This window comes from Bradyrhizobium sp. SSBR45G (genome assembly GCF_030159255.1).
In the GTDB taxonomy this organism is placed as follows: domain Bacteria; phylum Pseudomonadota; class Alphaproteobacteria; order Rhizobiales; family Xanthobacteraceae; genus Bradyrhizobium.
In genome coordinates this window covers 32837-51524 of record NZ_BSCT01000009.1, presented here as the reverse complement: position 1 = coordinate 51524, position 18688 = coordinate 32837, and the positions used below count along the sequence as shown (strand labels likewise).

At 66.5% G+C, this 18688-nt stretch carries 15 protein-coding genes; 9 read left to right on the top strand and 6 right to left on the bottom strand.

Annotated elements, in window-relative coordinates; genetic code table 11:
- Positions 1–295 precede the first annotated feature (295 nt).
- Positions 296–1090, top strand: a complete 795-nt coding sequence (locus tag QQL87_RS13795) for a rhomboid family intramembrane serine protease (protein ID WP_284419258.1) — start codon at positions 296–298, stop codon at positions 1088–1090.
- A 288-nt stretch (positions 1091–1378) separates the two neighbouring features.
- Positions 1379–1807, top strand: coding sequence for a CBS domain-containing protein (locus QQL87_RS13790; RefSeq protein ID WP_284419197.1), 429 nt, complete (start codon positions 1379–1381; stop codon positions 1805–1807).
- Here QQL87_RS13790 and QQL87_RS13785 read toward each other — a convergent pair.
- Complete coding sequence (locus QQL87_RS13785; RefSeq protein ID WP_284419199.1) at positions 1794–2822, bottom strand: patatin-like phospholipase family protein; 1029 nt, start codon at positions 2820–2822, stop codon at positions 1794–1796. The two genes, QQL87_RS13790 and QQL87_RS13785, sit on opposite strands and share 14 nt — an antisense overlap.
- A gap of 266 nt (positions 2823–3088) precedes the next feature.
- Here QQL87_RS13785 and QQL87_RS13780 point away from each other — a divergent pair, with 266 nt between their 5' ends.
- Entirely contained in the window at positions 3089–4168 is a 1080-nt protein-coding gene (locus QQL87_RS13780) for an RgsD C-terminal domain-containing protein (protein ID WP_284419200.1), read from the top strand.
- A gap of 110 nt (positions 4169–4278) precedes the next feature.
- Here QQL87_RS13780 and QQL87_RS13775 read toward each other — a convergent pair whose 3' ends face one another.
- Complete coding sequence (locus tag QQL87_RS13775) at positions 4279–4995, bottom strand: hypothetical protein (protein ID WP_284419202.1); 717 nt, start codon at positions 4993–4995, stop codon at positions 4279–4281.
- 313 nt (positions 4996–5308) lie between these two features.
- Between QQL87_RS13775 and QQL87_RS13770 the strand changes: the two genes are divergently transcribed.
- Positions 5309–5479, top strand: a complete 171-nt coding sequence (locus QQL87_RS13770) for an RNA polymerase sigma factor region1.1 domain-containing protein (protein ID WP_284419203.1) — start codon at positions 5309–5311, stop codon at positions 5477–5479.
- Positions 5480–5786: 307 nt separating this feature from the next.
- Here the strand turns inward: QQL87_RS13770 and QQL87_RS13765 are convergent, their stop codons facing one another.
- The gene (locus QQL87_RS13765; RefSeq protein WP_284419204.1) at positions 5787–6401 is read right to left on the bottom strand and encodes a TetR/AcrR family transcriptional regulator; all 615 of its coding nucleotides are present in this window, start codon (positions 6399–6401) and stop codon (positions 5787–5789) included.
- 98 nt (positions 6402–6499) lie between these two features.
- Between QQL87_RS13765 and QQL87_RS13760 the strand changes: the two genes are divergently transcribed.
- A complete protein-coding gene (locus QQL87_RS13760; protein WP_284419206.1) occupies positions 6500–7345 on the top strand; it encodes a class I SAM-dependent methyltransferase in 846 nt (281 codons plus the stop codon).
- Between the two features lie 169 nt (positions 7346–7514).
- On the opposite strand, the gene QQL87_RS13755 is transcribed toward QQL87_RS13760, so the two are convergent.
- The gene (locus QQL87_RS13755; protein ID WP_284419207.1) at positions 7515–7985 is read right to left on the bottom strand and encodes a YfjT/YkfB family phage-associated protein; all 471 of its coding nucleotides are present in this window, start codon (positions 7983–7985) and stop codon (positions 7515–7517) included.
- A gap of 902 nt (positions 7986–8887) precedes the next feature.
- Between QQL87_RS13755 and QQL87_RS13750 the strand changes: the two genes are divergently transcribed.
- Positions 8888–11404 carry a putative bifunctional diguanylate cyclase/phosphodiesterase gene (locus tag QQL87_RS13750; RefSeq protein ID WP_284419208.1) on the top strand — a complete coding sequence of 839 codons (2517 nt, stop codon included), beginning with the start codon at positions 8888–8890 and terminating at the stop codon, positions 11402–11404.
- A gap of 186 nt (positions 11405–11590) precedes the next feature.
- Here QQL87_RS13750 and QQL87_RS13745 read toward each other — a convergent pair whose 3' ends face one another.
- Positions 11591–12154, bottom strand: a complete 564-nt coding sequence (locus QQL87_RS13745; protein ID WP_284419209.1) for a nitroreductase family protein — start codon at positions 12152–12154, stop codon at positions 11591–11593.
- 305 nt (positions 12155–12459) lie between these two features.
- Between QQL87_RS13745 and QQL87_RS13740 the strand changes: the two genes are divergently transcribed.
- On the top strand, positions 12460–13371 hold the full coding sequence (locus QQL87_RS13740) for a hypothetical protein (RefSeq protein WP_284419210.1): 912 nt from the start codon (positions 12460–12462) through the stop codon (positions 13369–13371).
- Between the two features lie 284 nt (positions 13372–13655).
- Here QQL87_RS13740 and thrS read toward each other — a convergent pair whose 3' ends face one another.
- A complete protein-coding gene (gene thrS, locus QQL87_RS13735; RefSeq protein WP_284419211.1) occupies positions 13656–15737 on the bottom strand; it encodes a threonine--tRNA ligase in 2082 nt (693 codons plus the stop codon).
- Positions 15738–15934: 197 nt separating this feature from the next.
- Between thrS and QQL87_RS13730 the strand changes: the two genes are divergently transcribed.
- Both QQL87_RS13730 and QQL87_RS13725 read left to right on the top strand, forming a co-directional pair.
- Positions 15935–17416 carry a hypothetical protein gene (locus QQL87_RS13730; protein WP_284419213.1) on the top strand — a complete coding sequence of 494 codons (1482 nt, stop codon included), beginning with the start codon at positions 15935–15937 and terminating at the stop codon, positions 17414–17416.
- 79 nt (positions 17417–17495) lie between these two features.
- Entirely contained in the window at positions 17496–18686 is a 1191-nt protein-coding gene (locus tag QQL87_RS13725; protein WP_284419214.1) for an MFS transporter, read from the top strand.
- Positions 18687–18688: the final 2 nt, after the last annotated feature.

The following is an 18688-nucleotide window of genomic DNA, read 5'->3' as shown; positions in this document are numbered from 1 at the left end:
GTCCACCGCGACGTGGGTGAGAGACACAGGGCGTCGAACACGTTGAGCGTCAAATGAGTTCGGTCGTCGCGACGGGGAGGGGTGGGGACATAACCCCGGGCTCTCCGGACGCACAAAAAGACCGGCGATCTTGCGAGGGAGGGTTTTCTCAGAACCCTCCCTCTTTTTCTTTCTCAGATCCCGCCTGACCCGAGCCATGGGGCCGCACATCAACTCTGCATGTGTGCGCTTGCACATGGCCGTCAAAGCCGCCTATCTGACGGGTCTGTTCCTCTCGTCGAAGGCGTGCGTTCCCTTGGATTCCCCGTCAGACCTCACGCCAGATCCGCCGCTTCAGGAAACGCGAGAGCCGGTTCTGAACCTGCCGGGCGCGCTCACCGCCTACGTCGTGCTGATCGCGATCATCCACCTCCGCGTGCTGCTGCCGGAGGAGTGGGACGGCTGGATCATCGACCTGTTCGCCTTCGTCCCGAAACGATACGACCAGACCTTGCTGGACGGCGCGTTTCCCGGCGGCACGCCGGCCAAGATCTGGACCTTCGTCAGCTACTCGCTGCTGCATGCCAATCTGGCGCATATCGGCTTCAACGTGCTGTGGCTGCTGCCGTTCGGCAGCGCGCTGGCGCGCCGCTTCGGCGCACTCAGGTTCTATCTGTTCATGGCGGTCACGGCGGCCGCCGGCGCGCTCGCCCATCTCGTCACCCATGAGCATGCGTTGGCGCCGATGATCGGCGCCTCGGCCTCGGTGTCCGGCGCGATGGCGGCGGCGATGCGCTTTGCCTTCGTGAAGGGCGGGTTCCTCTCGTTCGGCCGGGGCGATGCCGAGGCTGCCGCGAAGGTGCCCGCGCTGTCGCTGTCGCGTGCGATGCGCAATCCGCGGGTGCTCGGCTTCCTCGCGGTCTGGTTCGGCGTCAACATCGTGTTCGGCGCCTTCGACCTCACGCCCGGTGCCGACGGCGCCAGCGTCGCCTGGCAGGCGCATATCGGCGGCTTCGCCGCCGGCCTCATCCTGTTTGCGCTGTTCGATCCGATCCCGCATGTGCGTGATGATGCTGCACCTGCGTTGCCGTCCGAGCCGGTCGACAGTTAGTTGCCGCATTCCTGCGCTTGCGGGCGCACCGGATTTCATTCATCATTTGCGCGTGATGCAACCGGGGCACGATTCCGGGCAAATAAGGCAGGCGGCTTTTCAGACCAGTCGTCTTGAACAACGCCCGGCCTGCCGACGGCAATGCAACCTGAGCGAGATCCGGAAAGTTGGATCCTTTGCACTGCCAGACTGTTGATTAGACACGCGCTTGACTGAAAACTGCTGCACGCATCGGCCGCAACGACGCCTCGCTCAAGAAGGCGCACCGGCCTCTCAAGGAGACGAGCAATGACAGTACGTGCGATCCTCGACACCAAGGGCCACAAGGTCGAGAGCGTCGAATCCCAGACCACACTCGCCGAAGCCGCCAAGCTGCTCGCCGACCGCAAGATCGGCGCGGTGCTGGTGATGTCGGGGACCCGGATGGAGGGCATCCTCTCCGAACGCGACATCGTCCGCTCGCTCGGCGAGCGCGGCGCCGCGGCGCTGACTGAGCCGGTGTCGAACGTGATGACGCGCCGCGTCGTCAGCTGCAAGCCGGCTGACACGGTTGCGGCCATCATGGAGATGATGACCAATGGCAAGTTCCGCCATCTGCCGGTGATCGAAGGCGGCCTCGTCGTCGGCCTGATCTCGATCGGCGACGTCGTCAAATGGCGCGTCCAGGAATACGAGAACGAGCAGGAAGCGCTGCGTCAGTACATCAAGACGGCGTAGTCCCGCTGCTGCCAGGCGCGCCTGCCGTGGTCGGCTGGCCGATCGCCTCGTGAATCGAATCCAGCGCACGTTCGGCCGCCCTGGTGCCGAACGCGATGAGATCGGCTGCGCGGTGGAAGTCGAACCAGCCGATCTGTCCGACGCGTGGCGAGATCAGCAGGTCCGGCGGGTCGCCGGCAAGCCGTGCCCGGGTGATGCGGTCCTGCATGATGTTGAAGGCGTCGACCATCACCGAGGAGATGCCTGGCCGGCCGCCGCCGCCGAAGAACTGCCGCTTCACCGCGCGCTCGGGCGAGAACAGCTTGCCGAAGCGGCGTTTCGGCGGCGTGCTCTCCATCACCGTCTCCGGCACCTCGACCGGCTGGCCATGCGAATAGATCGTCGTCGAATGCGTGAACACGTCGCTCGACAGATTCGCCGCGATCACGATCTCGGCGCCGAGCGCCCGTGCCGCCGACACCGGCACCGGATTGACCATGGCGCCGTCGACCAGCCAGCGATCGCCGATCAGCACCGGCGCGAAGATGCCGGGCAGGGCGTAGGAGGCGCGCATCGCGTCGACCAGGCTGCCATGGGTCAGCCAGATCTCGTGCCCGGTGCGGATCTCCGTCGCCACGGTGGCGACCTTCATCGGCAGCTCCTCGATCGGGACGCGGCCGAGCGAGGCCTCGAGCAGGGCGGCGAGCTTCTCGCCGCCGATCAGGCCGGAGCCGTTGAGGCGGATGTCGAGATAGCCGAGGACGTTGCGCTTCTGCAGGCTGCGCGCCCATTCCTCGAGCGCATCGAGCTGCCCGGCCGCATAGGCGCCACCGACCACGGCACCGATCGAGGTCCCGACCACCACGTCGGGCACGATGCCATGCGCCATCAGGGTTCGAATCACGCCGATGTGGGCGAAGCCGCGGGCGGCGCCCCCGCCGAGCGCAAGGCCGATGACCGGCTTGCGGATGGTGCCAAGACCGATATCGGCGCCTTCGGTTCCGCTCTGGCGACGTCCTTTCAACATGTCCAGCACTGTCGTCTCCACACTTGCGCAACTGTGCAACGGGCAGGTCAACGGGTCATGACACGCTCGCAGCCGGTTGCCAGGTTAGCAGAAGCATTGTTTATGCCGGCTGACCGGCGCCTCCGATGCCGCCGATTTGAAGGTCTTGAGCCGCGCATGGCTGCGGCGCGGGTGGCTGGGCGCAAGCCTGCGGCGAAGCCGCGCGCCGGGGTGCAGTTGCCCCCATGCCCGTTCTTTAGAGGCTTGAATTCGCCGCGTTTTCGGTCAAAAGCAGGATGATGACGACAGGTCGCGGATCCATCGGTTTCCGGCGCAGCGGGCGGCTATCGCTCGCGCTCGCCTTGGCGTGTCCGCTCGCTTGTTTCGCGGTGTCGCCGGCGTCAGCCCAGCTGTTCAGCGATCGTCCGCCGCCGGTTCCACCGGCCTCGGTCCCAGATCCCGGCGCCGCGGTCAGCCTGGCTCCGCCCTCGGGGCCGGGCGCTGGTCCCGTTCCGCCGCCGCTGCCGCAGGCCGTGCCCGGACCACCGGTCGCGGCCATTCCGCCCGGAGCACCGGCCGCGATCCCGCCGGTTGCCCCGCCGCCCGCGGCGGCGCCCAATCAGGGCGTGCTGTCGCTGTCGGCGCGCTACGGCAAGGATCTGCCGAACATCAATGGTGGCCTAGTCTGGCGGGTGTTCGCCGACCGGCCCGACGAGACCGGCGCCTTCAAGATGCTGCGCGAGGACCGCGGTCCCACGCCGAACATCGTGCTGCCGCCCGGCAACTACGTCGTCCACGTCGCGCTCGGCCTGGTCAGCGCGGTCAGGACGGTCAATCTGAAGGCGGAGACCGACCGCGAAGCGTTCCTGCTGCCGGCCGGCGGCCTGCGCCTCGAGGGCCGGGTCGGCAGCAGCAAGATCCCGCAGAACCAGATCTCGTTTGCGATCTACAAGGGCAGCCAGTTCGACGGCCGCGAGCGCCCGCCGGTGGTGCCCAACGTCGCCGCCGGCGACATCCTGATGCTCCCGGAGGGCACCTATTACATCGTCTCCAACTATGGCGACGCCAACGCGGTGGTGCGCTCCGACATCCGCGTCCAGGCCAGCAAGCTGACCGACGTCACCGTCACCCACCGCGCCGCGGTCATCACCCTGAAGCTCGTGTCCGACAAGGGCGGCGAGGCGCTCGCCAACACCGCCTGGTCGGTCATCAACCCCGGCGGCGACGTGATCAAGGAATCGGTCGGCGCCTTCCCCAAGGTCGTGCTGTCCGAAGGCGACTACCGCGCCATCGCCAAATACGAAGGCAAGGTGTTCGAGCGCTCCTTCAACGTCGTCAACGGCGTCGACGGCGAGGTCGAGGTGCTGGCGCGGTAGCGTCAGTCGCAGGTGCCGTCGGGTGGGCAAAGCAGCCGCCGCACCACGGCGGCAGCGTGCCCACCGTTGATCAGCGAATGCCGCAGCAGGATGGTGAGCACGGCGGGAGGTTACGACCCGCCGCGGATCTTCGAGGTCAGTTCGTCGAATTCGATCAGGGCCTCATCGCTGATGGGACGTTGCATGACCTTGCGCCGATCCTCCCGCAGCGCCTCTATCGGTGTCGAGCTGGGAGAGCCGATCGTCTTCGCGCGGTCCAGCAGCGTCTTGGTCAAGGCGACGGCGTCGGGGTTGTTGTGCGGATTGTCGGCGAAGGACTGCAGGGCAGCATCTGCCGCCGGCGTGACGGCGTACCAGAGCGCCACCAGCAGCGACTTCTGAGTGTCGACATCAGCTTCGCGCCCGAGCCGCTCGATCAGGTCTGGGACGAACAGCTTCTCCTCCATTGGAAACAGCATGCAGATCAGTGCGAAGTCCTGCCCGAGCGTCAGGGAATGCTGGGGAAAGAAGACCTTGAGATCGGGAAACGGAAGGATCTGGAAGGCAGCCTCGCGCGCATCGAGTCCTGCGCCCGCAAGCTGGTGCACGGTGCTGACGTAGTCGGTCGGTTGGATCCCCCTCAAATCTGCCTTGGCGATCGCACGCAGCGCAATCGCCTGGTCGGATCGGTCCGTCGAGAGGGTGAGCAGAAGCTTGGCTCCGTCGTAGAAGAAGAACGCTGAGTTCGATGCAGTGTCCAGCTCGCGCCGCAGCTGCGGCAAGGTCGTTGAAGGATCGGCCTTTGCCATCGTCCAGAACTGATCGAGCTGAGCCGACTTCGCCTGCATCGCGGCGCGGTCCAGCTTGTGCGGCTCGAAGCTGTAGAGCTCGACGACCTTGGCGTGGAATTCAGCCGGCGAGGTCGAGGCGGCGGCTGCTGATCCTGCCCCGAGGGGATAGAGCATCAAAATGAGAGCAAGCGCGCGAGCTGCGATCATGGGGCGAGTGTCTCGAGGCGGTTGTATCGTCGACGCCAGCCTAGCACCGGTTTCTCCGTCTCGTCATGCGCCGATGCGGATAGCGGCTCGAGCCCGCTGAAGCGTCTGGCGTCATCGCAAGCGCGATCCCTATCTATGAGGGGCCATTCATCGGGAGATCAGCATGCAAGTCTCGGAGATCATCCGCCGTGCCATCGAGATCGGCGAGCAAAAGGGCTGGATCACGTTCGACGAGCTGAACGCGATTTGTCCAGGCAGCAAAGTCCAATCCGAGGACATCGAACGGATCATGGAGGCACTCAGCGACGCTGAGATCCGTATCGAGGAGGAGTGATGTAGAGCGTCGTGTTGGGGGCGGGAACGCGCTTCACCACGGCGGCCGGTGGTTATGGGTCCCGGCTCGAGGCCGGGACGACAGCAGTGACGGTCGAGGCGGCCGTGCCACATGGCGGCCTATTCGTGTCGCATCTGCCCCGTCGGATGACTTTGTTGCAGGAGCGTAGGGCAGGCAAAGCAGCTGCCGTCAGGCGGCAGCGTGCCCACCATCGATCTGGGACCGCGAGTGGATGCCTTGTGCGAGAAGGGGCCCTGTCTCGAACGCCCCAGGCGGAACGGAGGTCTCCGTCGTAACGGCGGCGGGCTCATTTTCCGTCGTGCCGTCCCGGACCACGCATGAGGCCGGTCCCGGCCAGCGTCAGCACCCTGCGAATGACGTCGTTCAGGTCGTCATCGCGAACGATCTGGCGGTCGATGAGCAGCAGACCGAGGCCGTGCACGAGCGCCCACAGGAACAAGCCGGCAATCGGCAGCTCCGCGGCCGTCAGCCGGGACTCGAGGCTCGCCTTCATGATCTCGTAGCTGCGCGTCCGCAAGGCGCGGATCGCTGCGCTGTGCTCTGACACGGCCGGAAAACCCTCGCCGAACATCAGCCGGTAGAGCGCAGGATTGGCGCGCACGAAGGCGATATAGGCCTCGCCATAGGTCAGGAGCGAGCCGCCCGGGTTTGGCGGCGCCGCGGCAAGGCATGCGGCGAGCTCTGCCGCGCCCTGCTCGGCGAGGCCGAGCGCGATGGCGTCGCGGCTAGGAAAATGATGATAGGCCGACGGCGCTGAGACGCCGACGCGGCGTGAGATCTCGCGCAACCCGAGGAACGACGGCCCGCGCTCCTCCAGCACCTCGCGCGCCGCCGTCAGCAGCGCGTTGCGCAGGTCGCCATGATGATAGGTCTTGCGCGGCGTCTTGGCCGGCCTTGCCATGTGCCCAAATCCCGTTCAATCTTTACAGTGTTAGAATTATGCGCTATCCCGCAACCTTGCGCAACCGGATGCCTCGGTGTGGGAGAGGGACAATCGTCATGCAGATGGGACAGCCCAGCCGCACCGCACTCGGAGCCGCCATCCTCCGCGCGGCGCATCAGACCGTCGACGGCGCCAGCATCTTTGCCGATCCGCTGGCCCGCGTGCTGCTCGGCGACGATGCCGACACGCTCATCGCGGCCGCGACAGCGGACGTAACCAGGCAGCAGCTCAGGCGGTTCATCGCCGCGCGCAGCCGGTTCGCCGAGGATGCGCTGGCCAAGGCTGTGGCGCGCGGCGTCCGTCAGGCCGCGATCATCGGCGCCGGCCTCGATACGTTCAGCCTGCGCAATCCGCACGAAGCTCATGGGGTGCGCGTGTTCGAGGCCGACCATCCGGCCACGCAGTCCTGGAAACGGGAGCGTATCGCCGCGGCCGGTCTCACTTTGCCCGCTTCGCTCACCTTCGTGCCGGTCGATTTCGAGCAGCAGCGTCTCGGCGATGCGCTGGCGGCGGCCGGCTTCCGGCTGGACGAGCCTGCCTTCTTCACCTGGCTCGGGGTCGTGCCCTATCTCAGGCGCGAGGCGATCCTGGCGGTGCTGACGTTCATCGCCAGTCTGCCCGGTGCGGAGGTCGTGTTCGACTACACCGAGCCGCTCGACAACTACGCGCCGGCGCGCCGCGCCAATGTCGAAGCGCTCGCCGCGCGCACCGCCGCCATCGGCGAACCCTGGCTGAGCCGTTTCGATCCATCGGATCTTGGCCGCGAACTGCGTACATGCGGCTTCGACGAGATCGAGGACGTCGGCCTGACCGGAATCATCGGCCGCTATCTCGGCGCGCCCGATCGTTGTAGCGCGAGCGAGGCAGGACCACACGTCGTGCACGCCCGGCGGTTTGCGTAGGGAGGAGGGTGTGCAAAGCGGCCGCCGAAGGCGGCAGCGTGCCCACCATGCAGCCGCGCCCTCATCGCGAAAACGGTGGGCACGGCGCCATATCGATCTCGCGCGTGGATGGGGCACGGCAGCGCCTTTGCCCGCCCTCCATCTTTGCGAATGGCTCCGGCGTTTGAGGCTACGGCACGCAGCCCTTGAGTATCGAGGTCTTGCCCTTGCCCAGCGCCTTGGCAGCACCGGCAAGCGAGAAGGTCTCTACCAGGCCGTATTTGGGAAACTCGATCGTGAACGAACGCGCACGGCTCGCGGCGAGCGCCGAGACCAGCGCCTGGAAATCCTGCAGGCCAAGACGCGACCCTGCCTTAAACTGCTGCTCATCGAGGTCAAACGCGTAGTTTTTCCCATCGACAATGACCTGCGCCGTCACGCGCTCGCCAACTGGCGGATTCAGCCCGGTTCCTGTGACGAACATGCCTGGCGTGTGGTCCTCCTGCCCACTTGGACAGTAGATGTTGAGGTTCGATCCACGCGCGTTCTCGATGATCGCCTCGACCGTCCCCTGCGCAAAGCCCTGCGTCCAGCGGTAGTCTACAGCCTGCGCGTCTGCTGCGCCCAAGCACATTGCCAATAGAACGATCTTGCCCCGCATGTCCTTCTTCCTTGCTCCGTGCCAGCGATGCACCCGGCGACGACGGAGTGACTTTTGTCACCGCATGCGCATGTGTACAGCGTCGTTTCCACGCCCCAAAGCTGATAGCACGAAATCTGCACGGCGAGGTACGAGACTTTCGCAGGCACTGTGGACGTGCGCGTTGGTCACGTGCGGGCCAGGCGCTCGGGGGACTTGCCGGCGCTGGAATCAGCCAAGTCCTGGTCACGTCTGCCCGTCGGGTTACTTTGTCGCACTTATTAGTTCTTGCGCCGTCGGGCAAATCAGGCCGATCTTTCCGCGCATCCCGTCCCGGGATGAGGGGCGTATCGCGGTCGTCACGGCACGCGGGGCGGGGAGCGGTGGGCGTGGTGGATTGCAGCGCGGGTTGCTCGCGCCGACGAACGATCTGTCACGCACGGTCAAGTCGCGCGGTCCTGATATCCCGAAGCTGATATCAACCTCGTAGCGACGCTCGCGCGTCGTGCGGGGGATGGTGGCCAGAAAGCCCGGCGCACCAGGGAGAACGCGAAGCAGCCGTTAAAGCCATCGCGCAGGGAGGGCCGGATTTCCGGCTGAACCTGTGGTACCTGCCGCCTGCATTTATTTTCGCAGGCGGGCCACGGGCCTCAGTCGAGGTCCGGTCCTCCTTGCGCCCTCACATCATGGGGGCAGTGGGATGCATCACTCGGGCGATATCACGCCGCGAGATCACGCAGTCACGTCTGGTTGTCGCTGCTCATCGCAGCGAGCGGAGGATGTCTGTTCTCGGCGGCTGTAGAGGTGAAGCGGCTGTCATAGTGTCTAATGCGCGATAACCATGGGACGACTTTGAACCGTCATAGTCGCGGCGCGCGTTGCATGGCCAATCTGGATTTACAGCCCGTTAAAAACAAATCTGCATGGAGTACCGCTCCGAGCAGCTGGCGATTGAGTACGATGCGATGAGTGCCGCGAAGAAGAAGACGTCCCCGACGGTCAGCAATGATCTGTTCGAGGACATCCCGGTGCTCAAGCGCAAATGGCACGCGGCGTTGCAGCCCGGCCAGAGTCTGCCCCGCTACGAAGACGTGATGCTGGGAAGCCTCGGCCGTCTTGCCGACCACGTCGCGCTGCTGCGGGAGGAGGACGACCGGCTCGAAATCACCCGCAGCGGCCGCTACGTCCAGCAATGGCTGCAGGACGACGGCTGGGACATTCCGGTCGAGTCCGTGTCGCCGGACTGCGCGACGGTGCTGACGGAAGCCGCGATCTGCGCCGTGACGAGCTGCAAGCCGCATCTGTCGACGGCCTATTGCGTGCGTGACGGCATGGTGCGCACCTACGACGTGCTGGCGCTGCCGACCAGCTCGCGCTGGGGCCGGACGCTGGTCGGCACCTACATCAACGAGCGCGCCGCGCAGTACAATCTGCTCGATTCGATCTTCTCCACCACCGAGGACGGCGTCGTCTCGCTCGCCACCATTCGTGACAGCGCCGGCGTGGCCTGTGATTTCCAGGTCGTTCATCACAATCAGTCCGCGGCGGCGCTCCTGAAGCTTTCGCCGGCCGAGCTGCAATGGCGTCGGTTGAGGCAGGGCGGGACGATGCTCGGCAGCGCCGACGTGCTGGCACGGTTGTTCGCCGTGGTGACGCATGGCAGCCGCGATCAGTTCGAGCTCGATTGCGACGATCGCAATCTGCGGCTCGGCGTGCATGCGTTCGGCGACATCGTCTCGCTGACCGTGTCCGATGTCACCGCGCTCAAGCGCCGCGAGGCGTCGTTCCGCCTGTTGTTCGACACCAACCCGCTGCCGATGGGCATCTTCGATACGGAGACCGGCCGCATCATGAAGGTCAACGCCGCCGCTGCCGAGCATTATGGCTATGAGCGCGATCGGCTGCTCGGCATGACCATCTGGGATCTCTGGCCCGAGAGTGAAACGGCCGATCTCGACGACGCGATGGCGCGACTGACGGCGCGGGACGATTTCCATCGCGAGTGGCGGCACGCCACCGCCGACCGCGCGCTGATCGACGTGCTGGCCTATGGCCGCCGGATCTCCTACGAGGGACGCGACGGTTTCCTCGTCGCCATCGTCGACATCACCGAGCGCCGCAAGGTCGAAGCCCGGATCGCGCACATGGCGCATCATGACGGCCTGACCAATCTGCCCAATCGCGAATTGTATCAGGAGCGCCTGCGGCAGGCGCTGCAGCCTGGCGCGGCCGGCGCCCGATCGATCGCCGTGCTGTGCGTCGATCTCGATCTGTTCAAGAACGTCAACGACTCGCTCGGTCATCCCATGGGCGACCGCCTGCTGCAGGCGGTGGCCGACCGGCTCAGGGAGCGGGTGCAGGGCGGCAATCTGGCGGCGCGGCTCGGCGGTGACGAATTCGCGGTCATCCTCGCCGACGGGCCGTCGCTCAACGAGGCCAGCGATGTCGCGGCGAAGCTGATCCAGGCGTTGAGCGCGCCCTACGAGATCGAGGGACATGAGCTCGTGATCGGCGCGTCGATCGGAATTGCGCTTGCGCCGTCCGACGGCGCGACCAGCGAGGAGCTGATGAAGAATGCCGACATGGCGCTGTACCGCGCCAAAGAGGAAGGCGGCGGCGTGCATCGCTTCTTCGAGAAGGAGATGGACCGCCAGGCGCAGAAGCGCCGCGACATGGAGCACGACCTGCGTCACGCCTTTGCCGAAGGCGATTTCGAGCTGCACTATCAGCCGCTGGTCGATGTCGCGACCAACACCATCTCCGGCTTCGAATGCCTGCTGCGCTGGCGCCATCCCGACAAGGGCATGATCTCGCCGGCCGAGTTCATTCCTGTGGCGGAGGACATCGGCCTGATCGTGCCGCTCGGCGAATGGGTGTTGCGCGAGGCGTGTCGTGAAGCCGCCGGCTGGCCCGACGGCATCAAGGTCGCGGTGAATCTCTCGCCCGTGCAGTTCCGCAGCCGCAACCTGGTGCAGGTCGTGATGCAGGCGCTGGCGCAGTCGGGGCTCGCGCCGGAGCGGCTCGAGCTGGAGATCACCGAGTCGATCCTGCTCGCCGAGACCGAGGCCAATCTCGCGACCCTGCACCAGCTGCGCGGGCTCGGCATCCGCATCTCGATGGATGATTTCGGTACCGGCTATTCCAGCCTCAGCTATCTCCGCAGCTTCCCGTTCGACAAGATCAAGATCGACCGCTCCTTCGTGAAGGATCTTGCGCAGCGCTCCGACTGCGTCGCCATCGTCCGCGCCATCGCAGGGCTTGGCCGCAGCCTCAATATCACCACGACCGCGGAGGGCGTCGAGACCTCCGACCAGCTCGACTGGCTGCGCGCCGAAGGCTGCAACCAGGTCCAGGGTTTTCTGTTCAGCGCCGCAAGGCCGGCGTCGGAGATCGCGGGTCTCCTGGCGCGGTTCGGCGCGAGAGCGTCGAAGGCGGCGTGACGGGATGATGGTTGCCACACCCACAAATGTCGTCCCGGACAAGCGTGCCGCAGGCACGCGCCGATCCGGGACCCATAGCCACAGGGCGATGTGGTGAAGGGCGGTGCCGACCCAGAGTCTGTCACCACACCCGCCGGTGGTTATGGGTCCCGGCGTTCGCCGGGACGACGGCGGAAGTTGTGGCGATCAGAAGCGCGTCACGATATCCGCGAGCGCCGGACGCGGGCGGTCCTCGCTCGGCTTGGTCGGCTTGCCGATATGAATGAGACCCGCCAGCTTCTCCTCCGGCTTCAGTCCCAGACCGTCCATCACGTCGCGGTCGAACATGAACCAGCCGGACAGCCAGCAGCCGCCGTAGCCGAGCGCGGTCGCCGCCGTCAGGATGTTCATCGCGCTTGCGCCGGCCGAGAGCTCCTGCTCGTAGGCGGGCACCTTCGGATGCGGCTTGGTGAAGCTGACGAGGCCGATCACCAGCGGCGCCTCCATGAAGCGGTTCTTCTCCACCTCGAGCTCGGCCGCGGTCGCCTGGGGGTGCGTCTTGGCGAACACGGCGGCGATGACCTCGCCGGCGCGGCGGCGGCCCTCGCCCTCGAACACGATGAAGCGCCAGGGCGCGAGCTTGCCATGGTCGGGCACTCGGGCGCCGATGGTCAGGATGGTGTCGAGCTCGGCGGCCGAGGGGCCGGGACCGCTCATCTCGCGCGGCTTCACGGAGCGGCGGGTCTTCAGGAGTTCAAGGGCGTCAGGCACGTCGTTGGATCTCGTTGGTTGTTCGCGCGAGAGATAGCATGCGGGCCGGCCTGCAACGAGGCCACGCCACGGCGTTTTGATCGGTTCTACCGCCTTGCAGATCGTGCGGCCGGCGCCGATGCTGCAGCCATTGCGGGTTCCAGCCCCTGGCTTCGCGCATGGCGATGGGCAGATGGCCCGACCGCTGCGGCTATCTGTCCGAACCGCGATATCGGCTGCGAATTGTCGAACCTTTGGCAAGCCGGTAAAAACATAATGTCGAGAGATCCACGGGGGCTGCTCGACGTGCAAGATCCGACCTACCGATGACCGCGCTGACACCTTCACCCGACGCCGTCATCCGTCTGCGCGGCCAGCTAGGCTTCGCCCAGGCGATGCGCGCCTCGACCGAGGCCGCCGTCAGGCTCTATCGCGGCGACCGCATCCTGAATGCGCTGCTCAGCGACCGGGCGCGGGCGCTGTTTCCGCATGTCGCGCTGTACCTGCATTTCGCCGGGGAGCGCGACGGCGAGCTTGGGCTCACCGTCGGCGCGATGAAGGAGATGTGCGCCAGGCTCGATTTGTGCAGCGGCGGCCGCTGCGAGGCGATGCTGGCCTTGATGCGCGCGGCGGGCTTCGTGGCCTCGGCGCCGCATCTCGACCGTCGTCGTCGTCCGCTGGTGCCGACCGACAGGCTGACCGCGCTGCACCGCGATCGCTGGGGCGTGCAATTCGACGCGATGAGCGCGGTGATCCCCGCAGCTGTGGCCTATCGGGCCGCGCTGAGCGACCCTGCCTTCGTCAAGACCTTCGTGCTCGAGCTCGGCCGCCGCTTCATCGCCGGCCTGCGTGTGCTCGATGGCGCGCCGGAGCTCGGGCCGTTTGCCGAGCGCACCGCCGGCATGGTGATCCTGTTCAGCCTCGCCCAGGGCGGGGGGGCGGACCAGCCGTTCCCGCCCGATGGTCCCGTGCCGCTCTCCATCAACGCGCTGGCGACGCGCTTTTCGGTCTCGCGCAAGCACGTGCTGACGCTGCTGCGGGACGCCGAGGAGCAGGGGCTGCTCGTCCGCGGCGGCGCCGGCAACGACGCGCTCACCATCCTGCCGCGGGGACGCGAGGCCATCGAGCGGATGCTCGCGACGATGTTCCTCTACATGGCCGAATGCGCCGAAGTGGCGCTGCAGGCGGCGGGCAGGGAGGCGCGAGCCTCCGGAACCGTGGCCAGCCTGTCGGCGTGACGAGGGCCCGGACCAGGAGGGTGGGCAAAGCGACGCCGTCAGGCGGCGCGTGCCCACCACCGGCGCGGGTGGGTGAGGGCGGTGGGCACGGCGCGCGATGGCGCTGTGCCAGCCGAGATGCAGGTGGAGCGCGCCTTTGCCCACCCTACCAACGACGGGCTCTCCCTCGCTCGGGAGCAAGCTCCCCCCGTGCTAGCAATGACGGAGAATGCGTGGCTGGCCTCGCACGTCGCTGTCGCCTGCGCCCTTGTGGGCGCAGGCCTCCGCTCATCCGGGTTACGTCGTCAGGCCGCCTCGCGCTGGCGCCGCCGCACGTCGGGCGGGGTCGCCTCGTCAACCAAAGCGGCGATGGCTTCCGCGGTCGGCATCACGGTCTGGCCATCGCGGCCGAGCCTTCGGACGGAGACCGAATGCGTCTCGGCCTCCTTCTTGCCGACGACGAGCAGCGCCGGGATCTTCTGCAGCGAGTGCTCGCGGACCTTGTAGTTGATCTTCTCGTTGCGCAGATCGATCTCGGCCCGCAAGCCCGCCCGCCGCAGCGCCGCCAGCACCTGCTTGGCGTATTCGTCGCCTTCGGAGGTGATCGTGGTGACGACGACCTGCGTCGGCGCCAGCCACAGCGGGAAGCTGCCGGCATAGTGCTCGATCAGGATGCCGATGAATCGCTCCATCGAGCCGCAGATGGCGCGATGGACCATCACCGGGGCCTTCTTGGCGCCGTCGGCGTCGATGTAGAACGCGCCGAACCGCTCCGGCAGGTTGAAGTCGACCTGCGTGGTGCCGCACTGCCAGTCGCGGCCGATGGCGTCGCGCAGCACATATTCGAACTTCGGCCCGTAGAACGCGCCTTCGCCCGGATTGATCTCGGTGCGGACGTGGTTGCTCTGCGCCTTGATCTCGTTCAGCACGGTGGCCATCACGCGCTCGGCGTGATCCCACATCTCGTCGGTGCCGACGCGCTTGTCCGGCCGGGTCGAGAGCTTGACCGTCAGCTCGCCCTCGAAGCCGAAATCCGAATAGGTCGACAGGATCAGGTCGTTGATCTTCAGGCACTCGTCGGCGAGCTGGTCCTCGGTGCAGAACACATGCGCGTCGTCCTGGGTGAAGCCGCGCACGCGCATCAAGCCGTGCATCGCGCCCGAGGCCTCGTAGCGATGCACCACGCCGAATTCGGCGAGCCGCAGCGGCAGATCGCGGTAGCTCTTCAGGCCGTGCTTGAAGATCTGCACGTGACCGGGGCAGTTCATCGGCTTCAGCGCGAACCAGCGCTTGTCCTCGGCCTCGTCGCCGGCGGACTGCGCCGCGAACATGTTCTCGCGGTACCAGCCCCAATGGCCGGAGGTCTCCCACAGCGACTTGTCGAGGATCTGCGGCGCGTTGACCTCGTCATAGTCACCGGCAAGACGCCGGCGCATGTAGGCGATCAGGGCCTGGAAGATGCTCCAGCCCTTGGCGTGCCAGAACACGACACCGGGGCCTTCCTCCTGGAAATGAAACAGGTCGAGCTCGCGGCCGAGCTTGCGGTGGTCGCGCTTTTCGGCCTCCTCGATCTGCTTCAGATAGGCGTCGAGCTGCTCCTGCTTGGCGAACGCGGTGCCGTAGATGCGGGTCAGCATCGGGTTGTTGGAATCGCCGCGCCAATAGGCGCCCGCCACCTTCATCAGCTTGAAGGCGTTGCCGATCTTGCCCGTCGAGGTCATGTGCGGGCCGCGGCAGAGGTCGAACCAGTCGCCCTGGTAGTAGATCTTGATCGGCTCCTCGCCCGGAATGGCGTCGACCAGCTCGACCTTGAAGGCCTCGCCCTTGTCGCGGAACACCTGCTTGGTCTTCTCGCGGTCCCACACCTCCTTGGTGAAGGGCTTGTCGCGGCCGATGATCTCGCGCATCTTCTTCTCGATCGCCGCGAAATCCTCCGGGGTGAACGGCTCGTTGCGGAAGAAGTCGTAATAGAAGCCGTTTTCGATCACCGGTCCGATCGTGACCTGGGTGCCCGGCCACAGCGCCTGCACGGCTTCGGCCAGCACATGCGCGCAGTCGTGCCGGATCAATTCCAGCGCCCGCGGATCGTCGCGGTCGACGAGCTCGAGCTTGGCATCCTCGTCGATCGGGTCGTTGAGGTCGGCGAGGTCGCCGTTCAGCGCCATCGCGACCGTGCGCTTGGCGAGCGAGGGCGAGATGCCCTTGGCGATGTCGAAGCCGGTGGTGCCCCTGGGATATTCGCGCTTGGCGCCGTCGGGGAAGCTGATCGTGACCTTATCGACCGGTGCGGCGGGCTTCAGGTTGCTGAGGCTGTACTGGAAGCCGGCCTTGGCGTGTTCGGATTTGGAATCGGGGGATTTGGAATCAGGCAGTTTTGAATCAGGCATGGATCTCTCCTTGAGCTCACTCCTGCGAACGAGCGCAGGTAAGCGGGAGCAAGGGGTATAGCAGGGGAATTGGAGGCTGCAACCGGGTCGGGCACGGGAAAACCGGCCGTTTGGGATCGACTGTTGCGGTGCGGACATTGCCGCAGCAGGCCGGTATGATACAACTTCAAGTGTTTTGGGCGTGGGGACGCGTGACGATGGTGTCTTTTGGGGAGACGCCGCTTGCCTTTGGGATTCGGCGTGGCGGCAGACAGCTCGCGGCCGTGCTGCTTGCGGCGGCGCTGATGGGCTCGTCGTCGTTTGCCGCGGCGCCGGCGACCACCAAGCCGCCGATGAGCAAGCCGCTGACGAGCAAACCGGCGGCCTCGCCGAAACCGGCGATGCTGCCGGCATTGCTCCAGAGATCCGCAACCCAGGCGAAGCCGGCTGCGGAAAAGCCGGCTTTCGTCAAGCCGGGGGCAGAAACCAAGCCGGCTGCGAAGCCCGCGGCCTCGCCGCGGATCCCCGACAACTCCGCGCCGATCGCCTTTGCACTGGTCAAGGGTGCACCCGATTCCTGCGGTCCGGGCTGCGACAGCTGGATCGCGGCCGAGGGCAAGATCGATGGCGGCGCGGCGGCGCGCCTGCGCAAATTCATGAAGCAGATCGGCGACCGCAAGCTGCCGATCTATTTCAACTCGCCGGGCGGCAATCTCGAGCAGGCGCTGGCGATGGGCAACTGGCTGCGCGAAAAGAAGGCCGCGGTGCGGGTCGGGCGCACCACGGTGCGCGAATGCGGCTTCGAGTCCCAGGAGGGCGACGTCTGCACCAGGCTCAAGCTGTCCGGCCGCGAGTTGCATGGCGAGATCTGGACGCGCGGAGCGATGTGCAACTCGGCCTGCCCGTACATCATCATCGGCGCGCCCAACCGCGAACTCGCTCCGGACGTGACGCTCGCGGTGCATTCGCCGCGCGTCATCCTGAACTTCACCGGCGGGGTGCCGACGCGCGAGATGCGGGTGCAGGCGCTGCAGCGGGCGATGGAGCGGGCCGACAAGATGGTGCTCGACTACATCAACAAGCTCGGCGCTGACGCCGGCCTGCTGACGGCGGCGCGGTCGGTGCCGTTCGAGAGCATGCGCATCCTGACACGCGAGGAGATCGTGCGCTTCGCGCTCGATCGGCGCGACCGCGTCGAGAGCCCCTGGATGTTCGAGGCTGCCAATCGCGGCATCGCCTACAAGACCATCCTGACGCGCAAGGACGGCGAAACCGCATTCCGGACCACGCGGTTTCAGCTCGTCTGCTTCGACCAGGACCGATTCGAGCTCGACGTCGAGCGCAACGCGGTGCCTGCTATCGGGATCAATGCGCTTTCGATCGCGAGCGGAGATCTCAAGCTCAGCTTCCTGTCGCCGCCGCGCCGTACGGGCGAGCGCGAGACCTGGGGCGTGTTTCTCAACGGCGTCCAGATGCGGACGCTGGCGGCGGCGCCATCGGCCGATCTCAGCGATGCGCCGCTGAATGCCGTGCGGCCGGCCGTCGCGACCTTTCCGGTTGGCAGCGATGGTCTGCAGAATGTTCTGAAGAAGCTGACGGAGAGCTGTCCGCCCTCGAAGGCCGTGGTCTATCCGTCCGGAACTCCGGTGCCGTGGACCAACAATCCGTCGCCACAGGCGTCGGCGCAGCCGGTGCGCTGACGGGCAGGGGGATGGGATGTCATGCGCGGCATGAGAGATTTTCATGCAAGTGCATGAAAATCTCTGCTAATGAACGGCGATGACATCCGCTCAGACGCCTCCCATCCACACCGCACCTCGCTTCGCCGCGACCGCGCTGATGCTCGGCAACATCGTCACCGGCTGCACGGTGCTGGCGCCCGCGGGCATGCTGCCCGAGCTCGCCGCAGGCCTGTCCATCGAAGTCCATACCGCCGGGCTGCTGATCACCTTCGGCGCCGTCGTCCTGTGCATCTGCTCGCCCCTGACCGCCTGGCTGACCAGCCGCTTCGACCGCCGCCATCTGCTTGCGGCAACGTTGCTGGTGCTCGCATGCGGCAATCTTGCGTCTGCCGTAGCGCCTGACTATGCGAGCCTGCTCGCGATCCGGCTGGTGATGCTCGCCGTCGGCGCGCTCTATACGCCGCAGGCCGCGGGAACGGCCGCGCTGATCAGTCCGGTCGAGAAACGCGGCAGCACCATCGCCTATGTGTTCCTCGGCTGGTCGCTGGCCGCCGCCGTCGGGCTGCCGCTGATCACCTTCATCGGCAGCCATGCCGGCTGGCGGACCGCCTATGTCGCCGTCGGCGCCGCCGGCGCGGTCAGCCTGCTGTTGCTGGCGTGGCGCCTGCCGTCGGGCTTGAAGGGCGCGCCGGTCGCGCTGAAGACCTGGAGCGAGCTCGGCCGCAACCGCACGGTGGTGCTCCTGCTGCTGATCACGGCGCTGCAGATGTCGGGGCAGTTCGTGATCTTCACCTTCATGGGGCCGTTGTTGGCCAAGCTGACCGGCGCGGACGCCAATGCGGTGGGGCTGGTGTTCGCGATCTATGGCGCCTGCGGCTTCGTCGGCGTCGTCATCGCCACCCGCATCGTCGACGGCTGGGGGCCCTATCGCACCTCCTTGCTGTTCACCTGCCTGCTGTTCGCGGGGATCGCACTCTGGACGATCGGCGCCGGTGTCTACGCCGCGATGGCGGCAGCGGTCGCGATCTGGGGACTCGGGTTCGCGTCGACCAATTCGATGCAGCAGGTCCGTCTGGTCGCGGCTGCGCCGCCGCTGGCCGCAGCCTCGGTGTCGCTCAACACCTCCGTGCTCTATATCGGCCAGGCGGTCGGTTCCGCGGTGGGCGGCAGCCTGTTCGCGCGGGGCTCTCTCGGCGCAACCGGCTACGTCGCAATGGGGTTCGTCATGCTGGCGCTGCTCGCGATCCTGGCGAGCCGGCCGCGGGCGCCGGTCGCGGCGCTCGCCTGAGG